Source organism: Streptomyces sp. NPDC006643 (genome assembly GCF_042870175.1).
GTDB lineage: Bacteria > Actinomycetota > Actinomycetes > Streptomycetales > Streptomycetaceae > Streptomyces.
Genome location: NZ_JBIAHA010000012.1, coordinates 173,703 through 196,249, shown reverse-complemented (window position 1 = coordinate 196,249; position 22,547 = coordinate 173,703). Strand labels below are relative to the sequence as shown.

Sequence of the window (22,547 nt, the reverse complement as noted above, 5' to 3'; positions counted from 1 at the left end):
CCCGATCGCTTGTTCCTTCAACCGCCTCGACCACTCAACGACGGTCACTCGAAAGAGTTACGGGTCCGGAACCGCCTTCGGCACTCTACGTGAGGAGGCGCACACAGAGCAGAGTCTCGCAGGTCATCCTTCGATCACTCTGAGCTATGCCCCATTTAGCGCCATTTCTTCGCTTTTGCTGGTGTCTGTGGCTACATTCGCAATGAGTCATATTTACATCTACTTACACAGGAGATGTACGGTCGTGAGCACGGTGCGGTCAGCGCGCCGGGCTCGTGCCCGGCGTCCTGGGGCGCATCTCACGCCCCAGCGGCCCGTATCCGCCTCCACGGATTCAAGGGGACATGAGCAATGGCAGATTTCTCCCGCCTTCCCGGTCCGAACGCGGATCTGTGGGACTGGCAGCTCCTCGCGGCCTGTCGCGGCGTCGACAGCTCGCTGTTCTTTCACCCGGAGGGAGAGAGGGGCGCGGCACGCAGCGCTCGCGAAACCTCGGCGAAAGAGGTCTGCATGAGATGCCCGGTCCGCGCGCAGTGCGCGGCGCACGCCATGGCGGTACGGGAGCCGTACGGCGTCTGGGGCGGGCTGACCGAGGACGAACGCGAGGAGCTGATGGGGCGCGCGCGCACCCGGCTGATCACGACCTCGGGGGCGAACGGGTCGGGCCGCGCCTGACCTGCGACAAACATTCGCAGAAACGTTCCTGCACTTGCCGCGCCCACCCCTGCTCCGGCATGTCCGGCGGCGGACGGGGGTGGGCCCGGCGCGTCAGCGGGAGGCGGCGCGTTCCAGCTGGTCCAGCGTCGCCGCCACCGCCGGGACCCGCGCCAGGTCGGGCAGCGTGAGCGCGACGATCTCGCGCCGGACCGCGGGCTCGACGGTGACCGTACGAGCCGCCTTCGGCAGCACCGACTCCATGGCCAGCTCCGGCAGGAACGCGACGCCGAGCCCCGCCCCCACCAGGCCGATCACCGCCGGGTAGTCGTCCGTCGCGAAGTCGATACGGGGGGTGAAGCCCGCCTTCTCGCAGGCGTCCACCAGTTGGTGACGGCAGCGCGGGCAGCCCGCGATCCAGGACTCGTCGGCGAGGTCCGCGATGGAGACGGCGGCGGCGCCGGCCAGCCGGTGCCCCTCGGGGAGCAGCCCCACCAGCCGGTCGGTGAGCAGCGGCCGTACGACGAGGTCGCCCCACTCCTCGGCGCCGCCGGCGGACTCGTCGCGGACCGAGTCGTAACGGAAGGCCAGGGCCACGTCGCAGTCGCCGTCGCGCAGCATCTCCACGGAGCGGGGCGGCTCGGCGTCGACCAGCGAGACGCGGGTGCCCGGGTGGGCGGCGCGCAGGGCGGCCAGTGCGGCGGGGACCAGGGTGGAGCTGCCGCTGGGGAACGAGACGAGCCGGACCCGCCCGGCGCGCAGGCCCGCGATGGCCGCGACCTCCTCCTCGGCGGCGGTGAGCCCCGAGAGGATGCCGGTCGCGTGCCGGACGAGTGCCTCGCCGGCCTGGGTGAGGCGCATCGAGCGGCTGGTTCTGATCAGCAGGGGCGTACCGACCGAGGCTTCGAGGACCTTCATCTGCTGGCTGACGGCCGGCTGGGTGCAGCCCAGCTCACGCGCCGCGGCGGAGAACGAGCCGGTGGCGGCGACGGCGCGCAGGACACGGAGATGGCGGGCTTCGATCACCCTGCAAACATAAGGGGCGCTTGGGGGTGGCGTGAAATTCGGCGCCCGTCATTTGAGAGGCGCGCGCCGGGGGCGGGGGGTTACCGTGCCGGACATGAAGCTTCTGACCGTGAACGTGGGGCGGCCCAAGACCGTCGAGTACTCGGACGCGCCCGGCGGCGCCACCGGCATCGACAAGCGGCCGGTGGACGGTCCGGTCGCGGTGCGCGATCCCGGCCCGAAGGGTGTCGGCGCCAGCGGTCTGGCCGGGGACACGGTGTGCGATCTGCGCCATCACGGCGGCAGCGACCAGGCCGTGTATGTGTACGGGCGCGAGGATCTGGATTTCTGGGAGCGGGAGTTGGGCCGGCCGCTGGCCAACGGCAGCTTCGGCGAGAATCTGACGACGTCCGGGCTCGATCTGAACGGGACGAGGATCGGGGAGCGTTGGCGGGTGGGTCCGGATCTGGTGCTGGAGGCGACCAGCGGCCGGATCCCGTGCCGTACGTTCGGCGGCTGGCTCGGCGAGAGCGGCTGGGTCCGGCGCTTCACCCAACAGGGCGTCACCGGTGCGTACTTCCGGGTCCTGGTGCCCGGCGAGATCCGCGCGGGCGATCCGATCGAGATCGTGCACCGGCCCGACCACGAGGTGACGGTGGCGCTCGCCTTCCGCGCCGTGACGACGGAGCGCGAGCTGTTGCCCCGGATCCTGGCGGCCGGGGAGGCGCTGCACGAGGAGGAGTTGAGGACGGCGCGGGAGTACGTGGCGAAGTACGGGGACGGCGTCATCGGCGAGCAGGCCGGCAGCGCCGAGAGTGCCCCGGTCGGGTAACCGGGCACCGAGCGGGGCGCTTCCGGTGGCCGGACGGGGGCTCGCGCGGGGCGCGCGACCGTCTAACGTGCCGCTTTATGACGACTGCTTTGATTACGGGCGCGACAGCTGGGATCGGTGCCGCGTTCGCGCGGCGGCTGGCGGCGGGCGGGACCTCCCAGTCCGTCGGTGTGGGAAGCGGCCACAATCTGGTCCTGGTGGCCCGCGACACCGAACGCCTTCGGCGCCAGGCCACCGAACTCCACGATCTGCACGGCATCGAGGCGGAGGTGCTGACCGCCGACCTCGCGACGGACGAGGGCATCGCGGCGGTCGAGAAACGTCTCGGCGACCGTAAGCACCCGATCGATCTGCTGGTCAACAACGCCGGGTTCGGGAACAAGGGCCGGTTCCTCGACGTCTCGACGGCCGACGAGCTGACGATGCTGAAGGTGCACTGCGAGGCGGTGCTCCGGCTGACGTCGGCGGCGGTCACCGGTATGAGGGAACGCGGGCGTGGCGGAGTGGTGAACGTGTCGTCGGTGGCGGCGTTCGTGCCGCGTGGCACGTACGGGGCGTCGAAGGCGTGGGTGGTGCAGTTCACCCAGGGGGTCGCGCGGGATCTGACGGGGAGCGGGGTCCGGCTGATGGTGCTGTGCCCCGGCTTCACCCGGACAGAGTTCCACGAGCGGGCGGGGATGGGGACGGACAACATCCCCAACTGGATGTGGCTGGACGCCGACAAGCTGGTGTCCGCGGCGCTGTCGGACCTGGCGCGCGGCAAGGTCGTGTCGATCCCGGACCCGCGGTACAAGGCGCTGATGGGCGCGGTGAAGCTGGCGCCTCGGGGGATGCTGGGCGGGCTCACTGCGAAGACTGGGCGGAAGTACGGGCCGAAGTAGCGAACCGCGTCACATCCCCTCACGTCACGCGTGAAGCGACCCACGAGGAGACCGACTTCCACCATGCACGACGCCACTGACAATCAGCCCGCCGCCCTGCTCGCGATGAGTCCGGGCATCGCGGAACGGCTGTTCTCCCCCGACCGGCTCGCCCGGCTGACCGGCCTCGTACGCACCGATCCGCATCTCGTCGCCCACACCCTCACCGGTCCGGGTCTCGACCCCGCCGTCGCCGCCGCGCTCGCGGACGCCGAGTTGCTGATCACCTGCTGGGGCGCGCCGCCTCTCACCGCCGAGGTGCTGGACGCCGCGCCGAAGCTGCGCGCGGTCGTGCATGCCGCCGGTTCGGTCAAGCACCACATCACGGACGCCTGTTGGGAGCGGGGCATCTCGGTCGCGTCGGCGGCGGGGGCCAACGCCGTGCCCGTCGCCGAGTACACCCTGGCCGCGATCCTCTTCGCGGGCAAGCGGGTTCTGCGCTCGGCGCAGCGCTACCAGGAGGTGCGGGCCCGGCACGACTGGCACCAGGAGCTGGGCCGGGCGGGCAACTACCGCCGGGTGGTCGGCATCGTCGGCGCGTCCCGGATCGGGCGCCGGGTGATCGAGCTGCTGAGGCCGTTCGATCTCGACGTCCTGCTGTACGACCCGTATGTGGACGCCGCGCAGGCGCGGGCGCTCGGCGTCGAACCGGTGCCGCTCGACGAGCTGTGCGAGCGCGCCCAGGTGGTGTCGGTCCACGCCCCGCAGGTCCCGGCCACCCACCATATGATCGGCGCCGACCAGCTCGCGGCGATGCCGGACGGCGCGACGCTGATCAACACCGCGCGCGGCTCGCTCGTCGACGAGGCCGCGCTGCTGCCGCATCTGGTCGCCGGGCGGCTGGACGCGGTGCTCGATGTGACCGATCCCGAACTGCCGCCGCCGGACTCGCCGTTGTACGACCTGCCGAACGTGCTGCTGACCCCGCATGTCGCCGGCTCGCTGGGCGTCGAGATCCACCGGATGGCGGATCACGCGCTGGACGAGGTGGAGCGGTACGCGAAGGGGCTGCCGTTCGAGGATCCCGTACACCCGTCGGCGCTGCCGCACTCGGCGTGAGGAACGGCCGGCACGCGCCGAGGCCCGGCACCCCCGAAGGGGCGCCGGGCCTCGGCGCGTTGTACCGAAGAACCTAGCGGTTCACGGAGCTACGGCCTCAGTGGCTGTGGCCGTGACCGCCGTGACCGGCGTCGGCCTCTTCCTCGGCGGGCTTCTCGACGACCAGGGTCTCGGTCGTGAGGAGCAGCGCGGCGATGGACGCGGCGTTCTCCAGCGCGGAGCGGGTGACCTTGACCGGGTCGATGACGCCGGACTTCACCAGGTCGACGTACTCGCCGGTCGAGGCGTTGAAGCCGTGACCCTTGTCCAGCTCGGCGACCTTCGCGGTGATGACGTAGCCCTCGAGACCGGCGTTCTCGGCGATCCAGCGCAGCGGCTCGACCACGGCGCGGCGGACGACCGCGACACCGGTGGCCTCGTCGCCCGTCTTGCCCAGGCCGTCCTCCAGCACCTTGGCGGCGTGCACCAGGGCGGAGCCACCACCGGAGACGATGCCCTCCTCGACCGCGGCGCGGGTCGCGGAGATGGCGTCCTCCAGACGGTGCTTCTTCTCCTTCAGCTCCACCTCGGTGGCGGCGCCGACGCGGATCACGCACACACCGCCGGCCAGCTTCGCGAGGCGCTCCTGGAGCTTCTCGCGGTCCCAGTCGGAGTCCGTGGACTCGATCTCGGCCTTGATCTGGTTGACACGGCCGACGACCTCCGTGCCGTCGCCACCGCCGTCGACGATCGTGGTGTCGTCCTTGGAGACGGTGACGCGGCGGGCGGTGCCCAGCACGTCGAGTCCGGCCTGGTCGAGCTTGAGGCCGACCTCTTCGGCGATGACGGTCGCGCCCGTGAGGGTGGCGATGTCGCCGAGCATGGCCTTGCGGCGGTCACCGAAGCCGGGGGCCTTCACCGCGACGGCGTTGAAGGTGCCACGGATCTTGTTGACGACGAGGGTGGAGAGCGCCTCGCCCTCGACGTCCTCGGCGATGATCAGCAGCGGCCGGGAGCCGCCCGCCTGGATGACCTTCTCCAGCAGCGGGAGCATGTCCTGGATGGAGGCGATCTTGCCCTGGTTGATCAGGATGTACGGGTCGTCGAGGACGGCCTCCATACGCTCCTGGTCGGTCACCATGTACGGCGAGAGGTAGCCCTTGTCGAAGGCCATGCCCTCGGTGAACTCCAGCTCCATGCCGAAGGTGTTGGACTCCTCGACGGTGATGACACCGTCCTTGCCGACCTTGTCCATCGCCTCGGCGATGAGCTCGCCGACCTGCGGGTCCTGGGCGGAGAGCCCGGCGACGGCCGCGATGTCGGACTTGTCGTCGATCGGGCGGGCCGTGTCCAGCAGCTCCTTGGAGACGGCGGCGACGGCGGCGTCGATGCCCTTCTTCAGGGCGGCCGGGGAGGCGCCGGCGGCGACGTTGCGCAGACCCTCGCGGACCAGCGCCTGCGCCAGCACGGTGGCGGTGGTGGTGCCGTCACCCGCGATGTCGTTGGTCTTGGTCGCCACCTCCTTCACGAGCTGGGCGCCGAGGTTCTCGTACGGGTCGTCGAGCTCGACCTCGCGGGCGATCGTGACACCGTCGTTGGTGATGGTGGGGGCGCCGAACTTCTTGTCGATGACGACGTTGCGGCCCTTGGGGCCGATCGTCACCTTCACCGTGTCGGCAAGCTTGTTGACGCCGCGCTCAAGGGCGCGACGGGCGTCCTCGTCGAACTTCAGGATCTTCGCCATGGGAGCTTTCTCTTGTCCTCTCGAACGAACAACGAACTACGCCCCGGGCCACCCGGCGATGCGGGGGCCAGGGGCGCAGTTCACAGCGGACTGTGGGGTGGAATTACTTCTCGATGATCGCGAGCACGTCGCGAGCCGAGAGGACGAGGTACTCCTCGCCCGTGTACTTCACCTCAGTGCCGCCGTACTTGCTGTACAGAACGACGTCGCCGACGGAGACGTCGAGCGGAAGCCGCTCGCCGTTCTCAAAGCGACCCGGACCGACGGCCAGGACGACGCCCTCCTGGGGCTTCTCCTTGGCAGTGTCCGGAATAACCAGGCCAGAGGCCGTGGTCTGCTCTGCGTCGAGCGGCTGGACCACAATGCGGTCCTCGAGCGGCTTGATGGCAACCTTGGAGCTGGCGGTCGTCACGATCCGACCTCCCCCTTCGGAGATCTCACGGGGTTAACTGTCTGGGTGGCGTGACCGGGCTCGATCCGTCGTCGCGGGTGCCGGACCTGTCCTGTCACGCATTGGCACTCTCCATTGGGGAGTGCCAGGCCTGACACTATGACCGCGATTAGCACTCGGTCAAGCTGAGTGCCAATCGAGACGGCGCGCGGCGGGTGCGATCCGGCGCTGCGACGGAGCGCGACGGCGGGCGCTCCGGCGCTTTCGGATACCTCCGGAGCGCGTCGCCGATGAGTTTCGGCGCCGCCCCAGGTCTGTCAGTGAGAGTTGGCACACTGCGGCTGCGAGGCCGGCCCGGCCGGCCCCGCCCAGTGGGAACCAGAACACGAGACACCCCCAGGAGACCTTCGATGCGCACACTGATCAGCTCCGCCTTCGTCTCGCTCGACGGCGTCGTGGAAGCCCCGGGCGGCGAGCCCGGCTACCGGAACTCCGGCTGGACCTTCAAGGACTTCGAGTTCCTGCCGGAGGCGTACGAGATCAAGGGCCGGGAGCAGGAGGAGGCCGGCGCGCTGCTGCTGGGCCGGACCAGCTACGAGGCGTTCAGCCCGGTCTGGCCGGGCATGGCGGATTTCGCCGACTACAAGAAGATGCCGAAGTATGTGGTCTCCACCACCCTCACCGACGGCGAACTGGTCGAGGACTGGGGCTCGATCACGATCCTGCGCTCGCTCGACGAGGTCGCCGCGCTGAAGGAGACCGAGGGCGGCCCGATCATCATGGCCGGCAGCGCCGAGCTGAACCGGAGCCTCTCGGACGCCGGTCTGATCGACCGTTACCACCTGCTCGTCTTCCCGATCCTGCTCGGCGCGGGCAAGCGGCTGTTCAGCGAGACCGACAAGGACGCGCAGATGCTGCGGCTCGTCGAGCACGAGGCGTACGCCAACGGCATCCAGAAGAACGTCTTCGACGTCGTCCGCTGAGCGCGCGTAACGCCCCTGCGGATGCGGGGGCGTTACGTGAGCTGTCGTGTCCGGGCGCGGTCTCCGGCGGACAGGATCTAGACGTAGTCCTCCAGCTTCGCCACCGAGTAACCCTTGTCGGTGATCGTCTTCATGACGTGCCGGATCATGTCGGGCATCGAACCCTTCCAGTCCTCTTTCCCGCGGAAGTGCGTGAGGACGATGTCGCCGGGGTGCAGGTCCCGGTCCCACTCGCGCCACTCCATGTGGTCGGGGAACGCCTCGGACGACCACAGCGGAACCGCCTTGACGCCACAGGACTTGGCGGCGCGCAGGGTGCCGGCGTTGTAGTTGCCGTACGGCGGCCGGAACAGCTCGGGCCGCTTCCCGAACCGCTTCCTGAGCTTGTCCTGCTGGCCGCAGATCTCCCGCTTCTGCTCCTCGTAGGAGAGTCCGGGCAGATAGGGGTGGGTGAGGGTGTGGTTGTGCAGGGAGACGCCGCGGGCCTGCATCTTCTTGAAGTAGGCGTAGTTGTCGTTGATGACGTAGTCGCTGAGGAAGGCGCTGTACGGGATCTTCAACTCTTCCATCATGCGCAGCAGTTCGGGGTCCTTCTCGGCGCCGTCGTCGATCGTCAGGAAGACGATCTTCTCTTTGGTCGGGACGTTGGTGAAGACCGGCGGGAGGGTCGCGCCGCCGGTGACCTCGAAGCCCTTGCGGGTGGTGATCCTCGGCTTCACCGCGGGCGGCGCGGGCGCGGCGAGCGGGGTCTTGGCGAGCTTCCACTTCCTGGCGGCCACGGCGCGCAGCGCCTGGGCCTTGACCACCGCGGCGGCGTCGGCCTTCTTGCCCGCCTCGGCCCCGGGACCGGCCCGGCCGGGCTGACCCGGCCGGGCGGAGGGCGACTCCACCGGTCCGCCGCCGCCCCCGCCGCCGTCGCCGGTACGTCCGGCGCCGCCACGGTCGCCGGTCTCCGCCGCGCAGGCGGAGCCGAGCGTGGCGATCAGGAGTACGGCGACGACCGCGCGTGCGCGCCCGCCGGGGCGCCGTCGCCGCCGTTCTGCGGCCTTTTCGTCGTTTTGTCTTACTAGTTGCATGGCGCCGCATCCTGTCAGCGCCCGGCCCACGCGCCCGGCCGACACCGCCGGGAAGCGATGACGGTCCCCCGGCTGGCCCACAATGGCCCGGTGAACGACTCCGCCTCGCCGACCCCCGACTCGCCGCTCGCCCCACTGCTCTCCGACGAGGGCCAGGCCCTGCTCGCCGCTCTCCGCGACCACGACCCGGCGCGGGAGCTGGCCCTGGCGACCCGGCTGCGCCGCGACCACCCCGCCGAGCTGGTCTCCGCCGCCCTCGCGCAGGCCCGGCTGCGACAGCGGGCGGTGGCGAAGTTCGGCGAGGACGACGCGTACCGCATGTACTTCACCCCGCACGGCGTCGAACAGGCCACCCGCACCTCGGTCGCCGCCCACCGGGCCGCCCGCTTCCGGGACATCGTCGGCACGGGCGCCGGCCCGGCGCGCCTCACCGACCTGTGCTGCGGTATCGGCGGCGACGCGATCGCGCTGGCCCGCGCGGGGTTCGCCGTCACCGCCGTCGACCGGGACCCCGCGACCGGCGAGATCGCCGCGCACAACCTCCGTACGCTGGCGCCCGACGCGCCGCCGCCCACGGTCGTGTGCGCGGACGTCATGACGTACGACCTGCTCGCCGCGCCCGCCCCCGACGCCCTGTTCATCGACCCGGCGAGGCGCGGTGGCCGAGGGCGGATCTTCGATCCGGAGGCGTACTCGCCGCCGCTGTCCTGGGCGATCGAGGCGGTACGCGCGGTCGGCACCGGCGGCATCAAGATCGCGCCAGGCATCCCGCACGAGCTGGTCCCCGACGACTTCGAGGCCGAGTGGATCTCCGACGGCGGCGACGTCAAGGAGGCGGTGCTCTGGCGCGGCGCGGGCGGGGCGGGGACCGGCGGTGCACGGGCCGACGGCGCGATCACGCCCGGCGCGCGGCGCGCCACGCTGCTGCCGGCGGGCATCACCCTCACCGGCCGCGGCCTGCCGAACCCGCAGGTCAGAAAGGTCGGCCGCTATCTGTACGAGCCGGACGGCGCCGTGATCCGCGCCCATCTGGTCGCCGAGGCCGCCGACGAGCTGGACGGCGGACTGATCGACGGGACGATCGCGTACATCACCGCGGACGAACGGCGCCCCACTCCGTACGCGACGGCGTACGAGATCACCGACGAGCTGCCGTTCAACCTCAAGCGGCTCAAGGCCCTGCTGCGCGAGCGCGAGGTGGGCGTCCTGACGGTCAAGAAGCGCGGCTCACCGGTCGAACCGGAGGAGCTGCGGCGGAAGATGAAGCTCCAGGGGCGGAATTCGGCCACGGTCTTCCTCACCCGTGTCGCGGGGGCGCCGACGATGCTGCTCGGGCGGCCCGCCGACGGGAGCGCGTGAGTTGGCGGGCGAGACCGTCGTACGGGCGGTCTGGGGACCCCGGCCCGAGTCCCACCGGGAGCTGGCCGTGCGCTGGCTGGACCTGCTGGGGCGGCTGACGGAGCTGTCGGCGGGCGCCCTGGGCGACTGGCGGTGGGACGGCCACGGCACCGCGCCGGGCGAGCCCGTGCCATGGGACGTCGACGCCTTCGCCAGGGCGATCGGGGCCGCGAACCCGCACGACGACGCGGACATCATCGGCAGTACGGCCTATGTGGTCGGCCGGCAGCCGAACGGCGCGTACGCGCAGCTCGGGGCGACGGGCGGGGGGACGAACAGGTTCTCCCCGTTCAGCGCGGTACTGCTGCTCTTCCCGGCCCCCGGCCGGCCCGGGGCCGCCGTGCCACTCGCGGACCGGCTGCCGGAGACGCTGGCCGCCGTGGCCGGGGCCTGGGACGCGGACCACGGGAGCGCACACGACCGTGAGCTGTTCGCGGCGCTGCGGACCGCCTACGGCCTGCGTCCCTCGCAGCCGCGCTGCGGCTGGGCCGTCTTCCTGTCGGCGGACCGGGCCGCGCGGGTGCCCACCGGCCTGGCCGCGCCACGCCTGGAAGCCGGGTCGGGCGGAGTCGTACTGAAAATAGGCACCACGACGGAGGCCGTGCTGGCGGCGCACGGGACGCTCGCCGAAGCGGGGGCGCTCGACCGCTGAGCGGGGCGCCCCGCTAGTCCTGGTCCTTCGGGTCGGACTGCTGGGGCTGCTGGGGCTTCTCGGGCTGCTTGGACTGCTCGGAATCGTCAGGCTTCTCGCGCTGCTCGGGCTGCTCGGGCTGCTCGGGCTGCTCGGGCTTCCGCAGCATCTCCGACAGCTCCGGCTTCTCCACCGTCGCCGCTGGTTCTTCCGCCGCCGGTTCCGGCCGGGAGGCCTTGAGCTGGGCGTCCAGGATCCGGGCGTCCAGGTCGGTGATGTCGTCGGCGTAGATCTGCGAAAGAGGCTGCGGGCCGACGTACTGCTGGCAGTTGCACTGCGCCAGCTCGTACCGCTTCGGTTTCTTGTTCTCGTCCCAGGCCGTCGCCACCTCGACCCTCTCGTGGCACTTGCCCTGCTTGTCGTGCTTCGCGAGATGGTGCGTACACCCGCAGACGGGCTCCGGCGGCTTGTGTGACTCCTCCAGGGCGAGCCGGCCGCCCTCGACGAGCTTGATGCGCTCCACTCTTCGCTCGTGCCGGGTGCGCAGCGCGCTCCGGCTCGTATCGGCGACCCAGCTGAAGCCACCGACCATGAAGAAGACGAAGATCCACCACAGCCAGTTCATCCGCCGCCCCTCTACTACCCCATGAAATGGCGCATGCGTTCCACCCAGGATAGAACGGACAGCGTAGGAACGGCCTCAGATAGCGGGGGGCGACTTCGGGACACATCCGGACAACACGCGCCACTCGCGTCCCGTAAATCACAGTTTCAGCGGAGGCCCCCGGCTGGAGTCTCAGCGGTGGGCGCCGCCGCGTCCGCGCTGACGCACCGGGCTCAGCACGTACCGCGACCACCGCTGGTGGCCCACCGCCCGCACCGCCCCGAGCACGCCGACGAGCACCGCGATCACACCGATCCCGACGAGGTACGCCACCTCGCCGACGCCCGCCGAATCCGACTGGCCGCCGCCGGTCAGGGCCAGTACGAGACCGATCGCGCACAGGGCGAGAGACAGCCCCAGCCACACGGTGCTCCGGGCGCCGGACCGCAGCCGCTGGTCGTTCTCGGGGTCCGGTCCCAGCTCCGCCCAGGCGTCCAGCCTGTGGCGCAGCGCGCGGTCGCCGGCGACGGCAAAGCCGGTACCGATCACCGTGGGCACCAGGACGATCGCCCCCAGGACGAGTTCGACGGCCCCGGTTATGTAGTCCGCGCTCCGGTCCTCGAAATGGCCGAGGCCCAGACTGAACAGCACCCAGCCGAAGCCCGCGACGAGCCCCAGCGACCAGAGCAGCAGCAGCCCGCCCGCGGTCAGGCTCCGCCGCCGCAACTCCCCCATCGCGAGGGCCCGCTCGGCGAGCATGGACTCGTGGTCCGGCCAGGCCTGCGGGAGCGCGGGCGGCGGAGGTGGCGGCAGCGGCGGGTGTCGGAGCACCCGGGGAGGCTATCCCGCGTGATCATCAAGCGGCCCACCGGGGATCATCCCGCAGTCGGGCGGGGATCATCCCGCCGTCGGCCCGGGCCGGGCCCGGCCCGTCGCCACCAGCCGCACGGCCCACCGGTAGTGCGTGACGGCCTTCGTGACGCCGATCAGCCCGGCGATCCACAGGAGTGCGCCCGCGCCCATCACGTACGCGACCTCCACATAGGTGTCCTCGCCGCGCCGCGCGGTCGCGGGGGTCTCCAGGGACAGCCACAGCCCGAGCACACCGACCGCGAAGGAGATCAGCAGCCAGCACAGGCTCACGCCCGGCAGCCGCAGGCGCGCGTCGCCCGCCGGGTCGCTCGCCAGCGCGGCCCACTGGCGCGTCAACCGGTGCATCGCGACGTCCCGGCGCAGCAGCAGCCCGAGCACGATCCCGGCGGCCGTCATGACGCCGAGGCCGAAGGCCGTGAGTGCCACGCCGAGGGCGGCGGTGATCGGGTCGACGCCGTCCTCGACCACTCCCGACAGCCCGCCGCCGGCGATCAGCCAGCCGACCTCCACCCCCACCACGAGCAGCAGGAACTGTGTGAGCCGCGCGGGTCCCATGCCGTGCCGGACGAGCCAGTCGAGGATTCTCGCGCGCTCGGTGAGCATCGCCTGCTCGTCGGGCCAGGCACGTATGTGTACGGGGGGCGGAGGCGGCGGCAGCGGGGAGGGGCGGCGAGACATGCGGCGACAGTATCGCCGCACGCGGCCCGCCCCTGACGGCGGTTGGCACGGCGGTCACGCGACTGTCGGCGCAGCGGCCGGCACGGCAGTCGGCACCGGCGTTGACATGCAGCCGCGCGGCTGCCTAACCTAAAGGCAGCCGAATGGCTGCATATCGAGGGTGACGCGTGATGGACGAAGTCTTCAAAGCACTGGCCGACCCCGGCCGGCGCCGGCTGCTGGACAGTCTCGACGCCCGCAACGGGCAGAGCCTGCGCGAGCTGTGCGCCGAGCTGGACATGGCCAGACAGTCGGTCAGCAAACACCTGGCGGTCCTCGAAGCGGCGAATCTCGTCACCACGGTGCGGCGCGGCAGACAGAAGCTCCACTACCTCAACGCCGTACCGATCAACGCCATCGCCGACCGCTGGATGACCAAGTACGACCGGGGGCGGGCGAGCGCCCTCGCGGACCTCAAAACGGCACTGGAGGACAGCACCATGACCACGACGGAGAACAGCGGGACCGCGTTCGTCTACCGCACCTACATCAGGACCACCCCCGAGAAGCTCTGGCAGGCGCTGACCGACCCGGCGTTCACGGCGCGCTACTGGGGCGTGACCTTCGAGTCGGACTGGCGGACCGGGTCGGAGATGTCCTGGGAGCAGTTCGGTGTGAAGATCACCGATCCCGGACAGGTCGTGCTGGAGTCGGAGCCGTACCGCCGGCTCTCCTACACCTGGCACACCATGACACCGGAGTTCGCCGAGGCGACCGGTCTGGGCGAGGAGTACCGCGCGAAGGCGGCGGCCGAGGACCGGTCGAAGGTGACCTTCGAGATCGAGCCGCAGGGAGAGACGGTCAAGCTGACCGTGATCCACGACGGCTTCCGGCCCGGGTCCACCATCCTGTCGAGCGTCAGCGAGGGTTGGCCGGCGCTGCTGTCGAGCCTCAAGACGTTGCTGGAGACGGGCGAGACGCTGCCCGAGGCCTGAAGTCCGCCCGAGGCCTGACGTCCGCCCGACGCGTGAAATCCGGCCGAGGCCCGAGGTCCGGCCGGGCCCGAGGCCTAGAGTCCGGCCGCCCGCCGCTCCAGCAGCGTGCGCTCGCGTTCGTTACGGGTCAGCCCGGCCGCCCGTACGAACTCGGCCCGCGCCTCCTCCGTACGCCCCAGCCTCGCCAGCAGATCCCCGCGCACGCTCGGCAGCAGGTGGTAGCCCTTGAGCGCGCCTCCCCCGGGCCCCGCCGCCAGCGCGTCGACGAGCGCCAGCCCCGCCTCGGGCCCCTCGGCCATGGAGACGGCGACGGCGCGGTTCAGCTCCACGACGGGCGAGGGGGTGAGCGCGGCGAGCCGCCCGTACAGCGCGGCGATCGTGGCCCAGTCCGTGTCCTCGTACGTCGGCGCCCCCGCGTGGCACGCGGCGATGGCGGCCTGGAGGGCGTACGGGCCGGGGGCCGCGCCCAGCGCGCTCGCCCGGGTCAGCGCATCGACGCCCCGCCGGATCAGCAGCCGGTCCCAGCGGGAGCGGTCCTGGTCGGCGAGCAGGACGGGCGTGCCGTCGGGTGCGGTACGGGTCGCCGTACGGGACGCCTGAAGCTCCAACAGGGCCGCCAGCGCGTGCACTTCGGGCTCCTTGGGCATCAGCCCGCTCAGTACGCGGGCGAGCCGCAGCGCGTCCTCGCACAGCCCGGGGCGCAGCAGATCGTCACCGGCGGTGGCGGCGTAGCCCTCGTTGAAGACGAGATAGATGACCTCCAGCACGGAAGCGAGGCGCGCGTCGCGCTCCGCGCCGTACGGCACCTCGAAGGGCACACCCGCCTTGGCGAGAGCGCGTTTGGCGCGCACGATGCGCTGCGCGACGGTCGGCTCGGGCACCAGAAAGGCGCGGGCGATCTCGTCGGTGGTGAGCCCGCCGAGCAGCCGCAGCGTGAGGGCGACGCGCGCCTCGGTGGACAGGACGGGGTGGCAGGAGACGAAGACGAGCCGCAGCAGGTCGTCGTCGATGTCGTCGGCGTCGGCGGGCTCCGGCGGCGGCCCGGTGTCCTCCAGGGTGCGGCCGACCTCGGCGAGCTTGCGCGCGTACGTCTCACGGCGGCGTACGAGATCGATGGCGCGGCGCCTGGCCGTGGCCATGAGCCAGGCTCCCGGGTTGTCCGGGACGCCCGACTCCGGCCACTGCTCCAACGCGGCGACCAGCGCGTCCTGCGCCAGTTCCTCGGCGATGCCGACGTCGCGTACGACGCGGGCGACGGCCGCGATGATCCGCGCCTGCTCGATCCGGAACACCGCTTCGACCGCTTCGACCGTGTCGTCTGCCCTCACGGCGACCCATCAGAGCACCGGGCCGGACGGACGGCAAACGGACGCGACGGCCGGTGCTACTCGGCGATCTGGCGGGTCTCCGCCGTCAGGGTCCAGTAGTCCTCGTGGATCTGGAGGAAGCGCTTGGCCCACTCGACGGCCTCGGCCTGTGTCTTGGCCTGGACGATCGAGTACCCGCCGATGACCTCCTTGGACTCGGTGAACGGGCCGTCGGTGACCGTCAGCTTCCCGCCCGACCAGGTCACCCGGGTGCCCTCGGCGGACGGGTGCAGCCCGCCGGTCTCCAGCATGGCTCCGGCCTTCTCCATCTCCTGGGCCAGCCGGCCCATGCGCTCGCCCAGTTCGGCGCTGTGGCCCTCGGCGGGCTGGTTGGACTCATCGAGGTGGATCAGTGTCATGAAACGCGGCATGGTGACTCCTCGTGTGCGGTGGGTGTGTGCGGTGGCGGGGCTGTTTCCCGCCTCTCACCCTTGCGTCGAACGGGCGGGGCCGGGATCGACACACGCCGCGACTTTTCTTCGAGAAGTTTTCCCGCGCGCTGTGGCCGGGGCCGGATCAGTCCGCGGATCAGTCCGCCGTCTCGAAGCGCCAGCGGTGCACCGCCCGCGCCACCAGCTCGTCGGCCGGCTCCGGGATCTCGGGCAGTTCGGCGTCGTACGAGGCGTCCCACCAGGTCATCACCAGCACCCGGCCACCGGGCGCGGTGAGCGTCTCGCGGCGCTGCGGGGCCGGGGTGAGCGCCCGCGCCCTGGCCCACGCCAGCAGCTCGGCGCCCCGGCCGGGCGCGGCCTTGGCCTCCCACATCAGCGCGACGGTCATGAGTAGAGGTTGTCCTTGCTGACCTCGTGCACATGATCGTGATCGTGTGCGTGCGTATGGGAGTGCCCCGGTACGTGCGTCTCGGTCACCGGCAGCGAGGAGTCCGCCGACAGGTCCCAGTCCGACGCGGGCCGGTTCCGCGCCACCATCTCCGCGCCGAGCGCGGCGACCATCGCGCCGTTGTCCGTGCACAGCCCCGGCCGGGGCACCCGCAGCCGGATACCCGCCCGTTCGCACCGGTCGGCGGCCAGCGCGCGCAGCCGCGAGTTGGCCGCGACGCCGCCGCCGATCATCAGATGGTCCACGCCCTCGTCCTTGCAGGCGCGCACCGCCTTTCGCGTCAGTACGTCCACCACGGCCTCCTGGAAGGACGCGGCCACGTCCCGTACGGGCACGTCCTCACCCGCCGCGCGCTTCGCCTCGATCCAGCGGGCGACGGACGTCTTGAGCCCGGAGAAGGAGAAGTCGTACGGCGCGTCGCGCGGACCCGTCAGTCCGCGCGGGAAGGCGATGGCCGCCGGGTCGCCCTCGCGCGCGAGCCGGTCGATCACCGGGCCGCCGGGGAAGCCGAGTTGGAGCACGCGCGCGATCTTGTCGAAGGCCTCGCCCGCCGCGTCGTCGATGGTGGCACCCATCGGCCGTACGTCGGCGGTGATGTCGGGCGCGAGCAGCAGCGACGAGTGTCCGCCGCTGACCAGCAGCGCCATCGTCGGCTCGGGCAGCGGCCCGTGCTCCAGCTGGTCGACGCAGATGTGCGAGGCGAGGTGGTTCACGCCGTAGAGCGGCTTGCCGAGCGCGTACGCGTACGCCTTGGCCGCCGACACCCCGACCAGCAGCGCGCCGGCCAGCCCGGGGCCGGCGGTGACCGCGATCCCGTCCAGGTCACGGGCGCTCACCCCGGCCTCCTTCAGGGCGCGCTCGACCGTCGGCACCATGGCCTCCAGGTGCGCGCGGGAGGCGACCTCGGGCACGACGCCGCCGAAGCGGGCGTGCTCGTCGACGCTGGAGGCGATGGAGTCCGCGAGCAGCGTCGTACCGCGGACGATGCCCACACCCGTCTCGTCGCACGAGGTCTCGATGCCGAGGACGAGGGGTTCGTCAGCCATGGCTCTCTGTTCCTTGATTCGGTGGGCTTTTCGTGCCGTTCGGTGGGCGCCGCTCGTCCCGCATGGACAGGCGCATGACGAGGGCGTCGACGTTGCCCGGCTGGTAGTAGCCCCGGCGGAAGCCGACGGGCTCGAAGCCGAACCGCTCGTAGAGCTTCTGCGCGCGCGGGTTGTCCACCCGTACCTCCAGCAGCACCTCCTCGCACTCGAAGGCGGTGGCGTGCTGGAGCAGATCGGTGAGCAGCCGTGAGCCGAGCCCGGTGCCCCAGTGGTCGCGGGCGGCGCCGATGGTCTGTACGTCGCCGAGGCCACCGGCGGCGGCGAGTCCGGCGTAGCCGGCGATCCGGCCGTCGGCGGTCTCGGCGACGACGTAGCGGCGGGTGGCGGCGGGGCCGCGCGCGTGGGCCAGCTCGGACCAGAACATGCCGGGCGACCAGGCGTCCTCGGGAAACAGGTCGTACTCCAGGGCGAGTACGGCCTCGATGTCCCACCAGCGCATCTCGCGCAGCGCCGGCTCCTTCACGTCGCCCGCGTCGCCCGCGTCGGTCGCGCGTGCGGCGTCGGTGGCGCTTGTGGCATCGGTCGCATCGGTGGCATCGGTGGCATCGGTCACTTCGGGGTGACCACCTTGTAGTTCTTGGGCACCTGCGCGTCCGGACGGCGCAGATAGAGCGGCAGCGCGGGCAGGAATCCGTCCGTGTCCCCCACCGCTCTCCCGCCCGCCAGTCTCTCGGCCGCCAGTCTCTCGGCCGCCAGCGACGCGAGCGCGGCGGCCGACTGGTGCTCGGGCGCGCGGGCGTCGGGGAAGGACTCCGGGTAGAGCACCCCGCCCGCTCCGACGACCGGCAGCCCGGCCAGCTCCGCCGCGATGTCGGCGGGCCGGTCGACTGCGGGCTCGGTCAGCCGCGTACGGGAGTCCGCGTACCGCGCCCAGTAGACCTCCTTGCGGCGCGCGTCGGTCGCCACCACGAAGGGCTCGTCGAGCCCGGCGGCGTACGCGAGTCCGTCCAGCGTGCACAGCCCGTGGACGGGCACCCCCAGCGTCGAGCCGAAGGCCGCGGCCGTGACGAGACCCACGCGCAGTCCGGTGTACGGGCCGGGGCCCACGCCGACGACCAGGTCGGTGACGTCGCCGAGCGCGTGACCGGCGCCGGCGAGGACGCGGTCGACGGCGGGCAGCAGCAGTTCCCCGTGCCGCCGTGCGTCGACCTGGCTCTCGGCGGCGAGGACGGAGACACCGTCGTGGAGGGCGACGGTGACGGCGGGCGTGGCGGTATCAACGGCGAGCAGGAGCACGCAAACAGCCTACGGCTCCCCGGAGGGCTCCCGGGGCCGGGCACGGCGCCCCGTCCCCCCTGGCGCCTGCTGCTAACGTCACCACGCAGACGTACGTACGAGAGGTGGATCAAGGTGTCCAGGAGCAGCTCGGGATTCGTGGCCGGGCTCACGGCGCTGGCCGTCGCCGCCGTCGGTTTCCTCGCGTACCAGGCGTCGGCGAACGTGCCGGACCAGCTCTCCGCGGCCAAGAAGCCCGGTGCCTCGGCGTCCGCGTCGGCCGCGCCCAAGGAGAAGAAGAAGGACGCGCACGCGGTGCCCGCGAAGTCGGGCAGCGGTCAGCGGGTCGTCTACGCGCTGGACGCGAAGCGCGTGTGGCTGGTGGGCAGGTCGGCGGCGGAGAAGCCGCGGAGTTTCGAGGTCATGCCGAGCACGGTGAGTCCGCCGCCGGGCACCTATCAGGTCACGTCACGGTCCGGGAAGATCACGGGATCGGACGGGGTCGACATCGAGCACGTGGTGCGGTTCGCGAACGTGGACCAGGTCGCGATCGGCTTCAGCTCGGCGGTCGACGGGACGATGGCGAGCCCGGACCCGAATCTGAGGACGGGTGGCGTCCGGATGACGCCGGAGGACGGCGACGCGATGTGGACGTTCGCCACGGTCGGTTCGACGGTGGTCGTCGTCCCTTAGCGAGTGGCGCTACGCGGCGGCCTCGTCGCCCGCGTCCTTCCGGTTCCGGTTCCGGTTCCGATTCCGGCTCCCGGTCTCGGCCGGTGGCGGCGGGGTGGATACGGCGCTGGCCGCCGCGCACGACGCCAGCAGGTCGCTCATCGACACGGACGACGGGTCGGTCGACGGACCGGGAGACGCCGTCGCCGGATCGGGGGACGCGGTCGTCGGCTCCGCCGAGGGTCGCGTTTCGGTGCTCTCTGATGCCGGCATGGATGCCTCCTGAGGCTCCGGGGGCAAGTTTGGTTAGGCAGACCTAACCAAATCTCGTTTACCATGTGACCACGCGCCGCACGGCACACGCAAGAGTTTACCGACGTCTTGTCGGAAAGCACGGATCGCCCGGATCCCGGGTCCCGGATGCCTGATCCCGGATGCCTGACCCCCGGATCCCGGATCCCCTGATCGCCCGCAACCCGCACGCCTCAGGCGAGCGAGGCCAGGTCCACGTCCGCCCAGCGCGCCCCGATCCCGACGAGCGAGACCTCGCGCCGGTCGTCCTCGTCCACCGCGAGCGGGTCGACACCGTCCCCCGCCCCCGCTCCGGCCCCCATGACGCGGTCGATCACCACATGCAGCCGGTCCTCCGACAGCTCCTCGACCTTCCCGTCGCCCCACTCCACGACCACCACCGAGTCCGGCAGCGACACATCGAGGTCGAGATCCTCCATCTCGTCCAGACCGCCGCCGAGCCGGTACGCGTCCACGTGCACGAGCGGCGGCCCCGAGGAGAGCGAGGGGTGCACGCGCGCGATGACGAAGGTTGGTGAGGTGACCGCGCCGCGTACGCCGAGCCCGGCGCCCAGGCCCCGGGTCAGCGTCGTCTTGCCCGCGCCGAGTTCGCCGGTGAGCATCACCAGGTCGCCGGGGCGCAGCAGAGCGGCGAGTCGCCGCCCCAGCTCGCCCATGCGTTCGGGTGAGCCGACGACGATACGAGTACGGGTCTCAGCTGCCGGGCTGTGCGGTGCTTCCATACGAACCAACGTTAGTGGCTGCCGGCACGGCCCCGACCCGTACCAGCAGGTCGGCGAGCCGGTCCGTGACCACCTCCGGATGCTCCAGCATCACCAGATGACCCGCGTCCGGCACGATCACCAACTCGGAGTCCGGCAGCAGGTCGGCGATGGCCTCGCTGTGCGAACTGGGCGTGATGAGATCGCGGTCCCCCGCCACCACCAGCACCGGGACGTCCATGAAGACCGGCAGCGCGTCCGACTCGTCGTGCTCCGTGAACGCCGGGTAGAACTCCGCCACCACATCGATCGGCGTGGCCTCGATCAGCCGCTCGGCGAACCGCGCGACGGCCGGGTCCACGTCCTTCGAGCTGAACGAGTAGCGCTTGATCAGCCCGGCGAAGAGATCGGCGGTGGCGCGCCGGCCCCGCTCGACGAGTTCGGTCTGTGAGCCGAGGACCTTCAGCACTCCGGGCAGTACGCGGCGTACGGCGTTCACGCCCGCCACCGGCAGTCCGAAGCTGACCTCCCCGAGCTTCCCGCTGGAGGAGCCGACGAACGCGGCGCCGACGACCCGCTCCCGTACGAGTTCGGGGCTGTGGCCCGCGAGGGCCATCATCGTCATGCCGCCCATGGAGTGGCCGACAAGGACGAGCGGCCCCTCGGGCGCCGCCGCGTCGATGACCGCCTTGAGGTCGCGGCCGAGCTGGTCGATCGAGACGGGCACACCGTCCGGCCCCTGCTGCGCGAGGCCCCGGGCGGACCGGCCGTGGCTGCGCTGGTCCCAGAAGACGGTCCGCACCAGTCCGCGCAGCGCGGCGCGCTGGAAGTGCCAGGAGTCCTGGTTGAGGCAGTAGCCGTGGCTGAAGACGACGGTGACGGGCGCCGGGGCCTTGCGCCCGAAGAGCCGGCGGCGGCGCGGCGTGCCCGCCCCGGACTCCGGATCGACGTCGTCCACCTCGAAGTACAGCTCCGTGCCGTCGTCGGCGACCGCCGTGCCGGGGGTGCCGCGCAGCGCGCCGTACGGCCCCGTCGAATCCAGTGCGAGCCGCGCCTTCTTGCGCATCCCGCGGCCGACGGTCATCCGCTCGATGGCCACGCCCGCGGCGGCTCCGGCGGCGATCACGCCTATCGCCGTGCCGGCGATCCCGGCCAGCCGCCAGTTGCCACCGCCGACAGCCGACGCCACGTCCTGTGCGGTGCTGCTCTCGCTCAACGTCCCGCTCCTCGTCGTCCCACGTCTTCGCTGTCCTCTTGCCCATCCACATAGACGCGCGGAACACGGGGACCGATACGGGTCACGATCTCGTACGCGATGGTGTCGGCCGCCTCCGCCCAGTCGGCGGCCGTCGGCCCGCCGTCGTCGCCGGTCCCGAACAGCACGGCGGGCGCGCCTTCCCGGACGGCGCCGAAGTCCGTACCGGGGTCGGCGCCGGGCTCCGCGCCGGGGTCTGTACCGAAGTCCGTACCGGGCTCCGCGCCGAGGTCCACGACGAACTGGTCCATGGCGACCCGCCCCGCCACTCGCCGTACTTTCCCGCCGACGAGCACGGGCCCGCGCCCCGACGCGTGGCGCGGGATCCCGTCCGCGTACCCGAGGGGGATCAGGCCGAGGGTCGTCTCGGCGGAGGTGCGGTAGGTGTGGCCGTAACTGACGCCGTGCCCCTCCGGAACGCGCTTCACCAGCGCCACGGACGCGGCGAGGGTCATCACGGGCCGCAGCCCGAGATCGCGCGAGGTGCCGAGGTCGGAGCTGGGCGAGATGCCGTAGACGGCGATACCGGCCCGTACGAGATCGAAGTGCGACTCGGGGAGGGTGAGGGCGGCGGCGGAGTTCGCGATGTGCCGGACCTCGGGCTCGATGCCCGCCTTCTCGGCGTACGCGAGCAGTTCGTGGAAGACGTCGAGCTGCCCGGCGATCGAGGCGTGGCCGGGCTCGTCGGCGCACGCGAAGTGCGACCACAGACCGGTGACGCGTACGGTGCCGTCGACCTCGGCGGCGCGGGCGGCGGCGACGAGTTCGGGCCAGTCGGCGGGCTGGCACCCGTTGCGGCCGAGCCCGGTGTCGGCCTTGAGCTGCACCCGCGCGGGCCGCCCGGCCGCACGCGCGGCGTCGATCACCTCGCGCAGCGCCCACATGCCGGACACCGACATGTCGAGACCGGCCTCGATGGCCTCGCGCCAGGGATCACCGGGGGTCCACAGCCAGCACAGGATCGGAGCGGTCACCCCGGCGTCCCGCAGCGCGAGCGCCTCGTGCGGTGTGGCGGTCCCGAGCCAGGCCGCCCCGGCATCGAGCGCGGCCCGCGCACTGGGCACGGCGCCGTGCCCGTACGCGTCGGACTTCACGACGGCCATGAGCGCGGCCCCGGGCGCGAGGCGTGCCCGCAGGGCACGGACGTTGCCACGGAGCGCCCCGAGATCGATCTCGGCGCGGGCACGGACGGGCGAGGTGGGTACGGTTCCGGTCATCTCCCACAGTCTCTCAGAGCGCCCGGGGCGCCCCGGGGACGGCGGGGGCGCCCCGGGGCGT

25 protein-coding genes and 1 pseudogene are annotated in these 22,547 nt (G+C 71.8%); 10 read left to right on the top strand and 16 right to left on the bottom strand.

Annotated elements, in window-relative coordinates; translation table 11 throughout:
• The first annotated feature begins 351 nt into the window (after positions 1-351).
• Positions 352-675, top strand: a complete 324-nt coding sequence (locus tag ACFYNU_RS18445) for a WhiB family transcriptional regulator (RefSeq protein ID WP_356586899.1) — start codon at positions 352-354, stop codon at positions 673-675.
• A 93-nt stretch (positions 676-768) separates the two neighbouring features.
• On the opposite strand, the gene ACFYNU_RS18440 is transcribed toward ACFYNU_RS18445, so the two are convergent.
• Positions 769-1,680, bottom strand: coding sequence for a LysR family transcriptional regulator (locus tag ACFYNU_RS18440; protein ID WP_356586897.1), 912 nt, complete (start codon positions 1,678-1,680; stop codon positions 769-771).
• Positions 1,681-1,774: 94 nt separating this feature from the next.
• Between ACFYNU_RS18440 and ACFYNU_RS18435 the strand changes: the two genes are divergently transcribed.
• The 3 genes from ACFYNU_RS18435 to ACFYNU_RS18425 all read left to right on the top strand — a co-directional run bounded on the left by ACFYNU_RS18435 (position 1,775) and on the right by ACFYNU_RS18425 (position 4,470).
• Positions 1,775-2,491: an MOSC domain-containing protein gene (locus ACFYNU_RS18435; RefSeq protein ID WP_356586895.1), complete on the top strand. Its 717-nt coding sequence runs from the start codon at positions 1,775-1,777 to the stop codon at positions 2,489-2,491.
• Positions 2,492-2,568: 77 nt separating this feature from the next.
• Entirely contained in the window at positions 2,569-3,372 is an 804-nt protein-coding gene (locus ACFYNU_RS18430) for an SDR family oxidoreductase (RefSeq protein ID WP_356586893.1), read from the top strand.
• Between the two features lie 63 nt (positions 3,373-3,435).
• Positions 3,436-4,470, top strand: coding sequence for a hydroxyacid dehydrogenase (locus tag ACFYNU_RS18425; protein ID WP_356586890.1), 1,035 nt, complete (start codon positions 3,436-3,438; stop codon positions 4,468-4,470).
• A gap of 97 nt (positions 4,471-4,567) precedes the next feature.
• Here the strand turns inward: ACFYNU_RS18425 and groL are convergent, their stop codons facing one another.
• Positions 4,568-6,193, bottom strand: a complete 1,626-nt coding sequence (gene groL, locus ACFYNU_RS18420) for a chaperonin GroEL (RefSeq protein ID WP_356586888.1) — start codon at positions 6,191-6,193, stop codon at positions 4,568-4,570.
• A 103-nt stretch (positions 6,194-6,296) separates the two neighbouring features.
• The gene (gene groES, locus ACFYNU_RS18415) at positions 6,297-6,605 is read right to left on the bottom strand and encodes a co-chaperone GroES (protein ID WP_356586886.1); all 309 of its coding nucleotides are present in this window, start codon (positions 6,603-6,605) and stop codon (positions 6,297-6,299) included.
• A gap of 389 nt (positions 6,606-6,994) precedes the next feature.
• On the opposite strand from groES, the gene ACFYNU_RS18410 reads away from it, so the two are divergent.
• Entirely contained in the window at positions 6,995-7,567 is a 573-nt protein-coding gene (locus ACFYNU_RS18410; protein ID WP_356586884.1) for a dihydrofolate reductase family protein, read from the top strand.
• Positions 7,568-7,644: 77 nt separating this feature from the next.
• On the opposite strand, the gene ACFYNU_RS18405 is transcribed toward ACFYNU_RS18410, so the two are convergent.
• Positions 7,645-8,643, bottom strand: a complete 999-nt coding sequence (locus tag ACFYNU_RS18405) for a polysaccharide deacetylase family protein (protein WP_356586882.1) — start codon at positions 8,641-8,643, stop codon at positions 7,645-7,647.
• A gap of 57 nt (positions 8,644-8,700) precedes the next feature.
• Here ACFYNU_RS18405 and ACFYNU_RS18400 point away from each other — a divergent pair, with 57 nt between their 5' ends.
• Together ACFYNU_RS18400 and ACFYNU_RS18395 are read left to right on the top strand one after the other, a co-directional pair.
• Positions 8,701-10,002 (top strand): class I SAM-dependent methyltransferase, encoded by a 1,302-nt coding sequence (locus tag ACFYNU_RS18400; RefSeq protein ID WP_356586880.1) that lies wholly within the window; start codon positions 8,701-8,703, stop codon positions 10,000-10,002.
• 1 nt (position 10,003) lies between these two features.
• Positions 10,004-10,693 carry a hypothetical protein gene (locus tag ACFYNU_RS18395; RefSeq protein ID WP_356586878.1) on the top strand — a complete coding sequence of 230 codons (690 nt, stop codon included), beginning with the start codon at positions 10,004-10,006 and terminating at the stop codon, positions 10,691-10,693.
• Positions 10,694-10,940: 247 nt separating this feature from the next.
• Here the strand turns inward: ACFYNU_RS18395 and ACFYNU_RS18390 are convergent.
• The 3 genes and pseudogenes from ACFYNU_RS18390 to ACFYNU_RS18380 form a co-directional block, all read right to left on the bottom strand.
• Positions 10,941-11,297 (bottom strand): annotated as a pseudogene (locus ACFYNU_RS18390) (hypothetical protein); the annotation flags it as partial.
• A 171-nt stretch (positions 11,298-11,468) separates the two neighbouring features.
• Positions 11,469-12,107, bottom strand: coding sequence for a hypothetical protein (locus ACFYNU_RS18385; RefSeq protein ID WP_356586876.1), 639 nt, complete (start codon positions 12,105-12,107; stop codon positions 11,469-11,471).
• 66 nt (positions 12,108-12,173) lie between these two features.
• Positions 12,174-12,827, bottom strand: coding sequence for a hypothetical protein (locus tag ACFYNU_RS18380; RefSeq protein ID WP_356586874.1), 654 nt, complete (start codon positions 12,825-12,827; stop codon positions 12,174-12,176).
• 170 nt (positions 12,828-12,997) lie between these two features.
• On the opposite strand from ACFYNU_RS18380, the gene ACFYNU_RS18375 reads away from it, so the two are divergent.
• Entirely contained in the window at positions 12,998-13,801 is an 804-nt protein-coding gene (locus ACFYNU_RS18375) for a metalloregulator ArsR/SmtB family transcription factor (protein ID WP_356586872.1), read from the top strand.
• 74 nt (positions 13,802-13,875) lie between these two features.
• Here the strand turns inward: ACFYNU_RS18375 and ACFYNU_RS18370 are convergent, their stop codons facing one another.
• The 6 genes from ACFYNU_RS18370 to tsaB form a co-directional block, all read right to left on the bottom strand.
• Positions 13,876-15,129, bottom strand: a complete 1,254-nt coding sequence (locus ACFYNU_RS18370; protein ID WP_356586870.1) for a sigma-70 family RNA polymerase sigma factor — start codon at positions 15,127-15,129, stop codon at positions 13,876-13,878.
• A gap of 56 nt (positions 15,130-15,185) precedes the next feature.
• Positions 15,186-15,539 (bottom strand): YciI family protein, encoded by a 354-nt coding sequence (locus tag ACFYNU_RS18365; RefSeq protein WP_356586868.1) that lies wholly within the window; start codon positions 15,537-15,539, stop codon positions 15,186-15,188.
• A gap of 157 nt (positions 15,540-15,696) precedes the next feature.
• Positions 15,697-15,948 carry a hypothetical protein gene (locus ACFYNU_RS18360; RefSeq protein ID WP_356586866.1) on the bottom strand — a complete coding sequence of 84 codons (252 nt, stop codon included), beginning with the start codon at positions 15,946-15,948 and terminating at the stop codon, positions 15,697-15,699.
• Positions 15,945-17,054 carry a tRNA (adenosine(37)-N6)-threonylcarbamoyltransferase complex transferase subunit TsaD gene (tsaD, locus tag ACFYNU_RS18355; RefSeq protein ID WP_356586864.1) on the bottom strand — a complete coding sequence of 370 codons (1,110 nt, stop codon included), beginning with the start codon at positions 17,052-17,054 and terminating at the stop codon, positions 15,945-15,947. The genes ACFYNU_RS18360 and tsaD overlap by 4 nt, the downstream gene beginning before the upstream one ends.
• Positions 17,047-17,553, bottom strand: a complete 507-nt coding sequence (gene rimI, locus ACFYNU_RS18350) for a ribosomal protein S18-alanine N-acetyltransferase (protein ID WP_356587006.1) — start codon at positions 17,551-17,553, stop codon at positions 17,047-17,049. Before rimI ends, tsaD begins: the two co-directional genes overlap by 8 nt.
• Positions 17,554-17,663: 110 nt before the next feature.
• Entirely contained in the window at positions 17,664-18,350 is a 687-nt protein-coding gene (gene tsaB, locus ACFYNU_RS18345; protein ID WP_356586862.1) for a tRNA (adenosine(37)-N6)-threonylcarbamoyltransferase complex dimerization subunit type 1 TsaB, read from the bottom strand.
• 138 nt (positions 18,351-18,488) lie between these two features.
• Between tsaB and ACFYNU_RS18340 the strand changes: the two genes are divergently transcribed.
• The gene (locus tag ACFYNU_RS18340) at positions 18,489-19,022 is read left to right on the top strand and encodes a L,D-transpeptidase (protein WP_356587004.1); all 534 of its coding nucleotides are present in this window, start codon (positions 18,489-18,491) and stop codon (positions 19,020-19,022) included.
• Between the two features lie 94 nt (positions 19,023-19,116).
• Complete coding sequence (locus ACFYNU_RS18335; protein ID WP_356586860.1) at positions 19,117-19,287, top strand: hypothetical protein; 171 nt, start codon at positions 19,117-19,119, stop codon at positions 19,285-19,287.
• Between the two features lie 199 nt (positions 19,288-19,486).
• Here the strand turns inward: ACFYNU_RS18335 and tsaE are convergent, their stop codons facing one another.
• From tsaE to alr, 3 genes are read right to left on the bottom strand one after another with little or no spacing between them, the layout of a single operon-like run.
• The gene (gene tsaE, locus ACFYNU_RS18330; RefSeq protein WP_356586858.1) at positions 19,487-20,035 is read right to left on the bottom strand and encodes a tRNA (adenosine(37)-N6)-threonylcarbamoyltransferase complex ATPase subunit type 1 TsaE; all 549 of its coding nucleotides are present in this window, start codon (positions 20,033-20,035) and stop codon (positions 19,487-19,489) included.
• Entirely contained in the window at positions 20,007-21,230 is a 1,224-nt protein-coding gene (locus ACFYNU_RS18325; RefSeq protein ID WP_356586856.1) for an alpha/beta hydrolase, read from the bottom strand. Before ACFYNU_RS18325 ends, tsaE begins: the two co-directional genes overlap by 29 nt.
• Positions 21,227-22,486, bottom strand: a complete 1,260-nt coding sequence (alr, locus tag ACFYNU_RS18320; RefSeq protein WP_356586854.1) for an alanine racemase — start codon at positions 22,484-22,486, stop codon at positions 21,227-21,229. The genes ACFYNU_RS18325 and alr overlap by 4 nt, the downstream gene beginning before the upstream one ends.
• Between the last annotated feature and the right edge of the window lie 61 nt (positions 22,487-22,547).

Excerpts from the sequence above, each read along its gene's own strand:
- tsaE (WP_356586858.1), bottom strand. The coding sequence starts at position 20,035 with ATGGAAGCACCGCACAGCCCGGCAGCTGAGACCCGTACTCGTATCGTC.
- ACFYNU_RS18380 (WP_356586874.1), bottom strand. The coding sequence starts at position 12,827 with ATGTCTCGCCGCCCCTCCCCGCTGCCGCCGCCTCCGCCCCCCGTACAC.
- ACFYNU_RS18400 (WP_356586880.1), top strand. The coding sequence starts at position 8,701 with ATGACGGTCCCCCGGCTGGCCCACAATGGCCCGGTGAACGACTCCGCC.
- groL (WP_356586888.1), bottom strand. The coding sequence starts at position 6,193 with ATGGCGAAGATCCTGAAGTTCGACGAGGACGCCCGTCGCGCCCTTGAG.
- ACFYNU_RS18430 (WP_356586893.1), top strand. The coding sequence starts at position 2,569 with ATGACGACTGCTTTGATTACGGGCGCGACAGCTGGGATCGGTGCCGCG.
- ACFYNU_RS18405 (WP_356586882.1), bottom strand. The coding sequence starts at position 8,643 with ATGCAACTAGTAAGACAAAACGACGAAAAGGCCGCAGAACGGCGGCGA.
- ACFYNU_RS18445 (WP_356586899.1), top strand. The coding sequence starts at position 352 with ATGGCAGATTTCTCCCGCCTTCCCGGTCCGAACGCGGATCTGTGGGAC.
- ACFYNU_RS18435 (WP_356586895.1), top strand. The coding sequence starts at position 1,775 with ATGAAGCTTCTGACCGTGAACGTGGGGCGGCCCAAGACCGTCGAGTAC.
- ACFYNU_RS18365 (WP_356586868.1), bottom strand. The coding sequence starts at position 15,539 with ATGCCGCGTTTCATGACACTGATCCACCTCGATGAGTCCAACCAGCCC.
- rimI (WP_356587006.1), bottom strand. The coding sequence starts at position 17,553 with ATGCGCTGGTGGGACATCGAGGCCGTACTCGCCCTGGAGTACGACCTG.
- ACFYNU_RS18375 (WP_356586872.1), top strand. The coding sequence starts at position 12,998 with ATGGACGAAGTCTTCAAAGCACTGGCCGACCCCGGCCGGCGCCGGCTG.
- alr (WP_356586854.1), bottom strand. The coding sequence starts at position 22,486 with ATGACCGGAACCGTACCCACCTCGCCCGTCCGTGCCCGCGCCGAGATC.
- ACFYNU_RS18360 (WP_356586866.1), bottom strand. The coding sequence starts at position 15,948 with ATGACCGTCGCGCTGATGTGGGAGGCCAAGGCCGCGCCCGGCCGGGGC.
- tsaD (WP_356586864.1), bottom strand. The coding sequence starts at position 17,054 with ATGGCTGACGAACCCCTCGTCCTCGGCATCGAGACCTCGTGCGACGAG.
- ACFYNU_RS18425 (WP_356586890.1), top strand. The coding sequence starts at position 3,436 with ATGCACGACGCCACTGACAATCAGCCCGCCGCCCTGCTCGCGATGAGT.
- ACFYNU_RS18410 (WP_356586884.1), top strand. The coding sequence starts at position 6,995 with ATGCGCACACTGATCAGCTCCGCCTTCGTCTCGCTCGACGGCGTCGTG.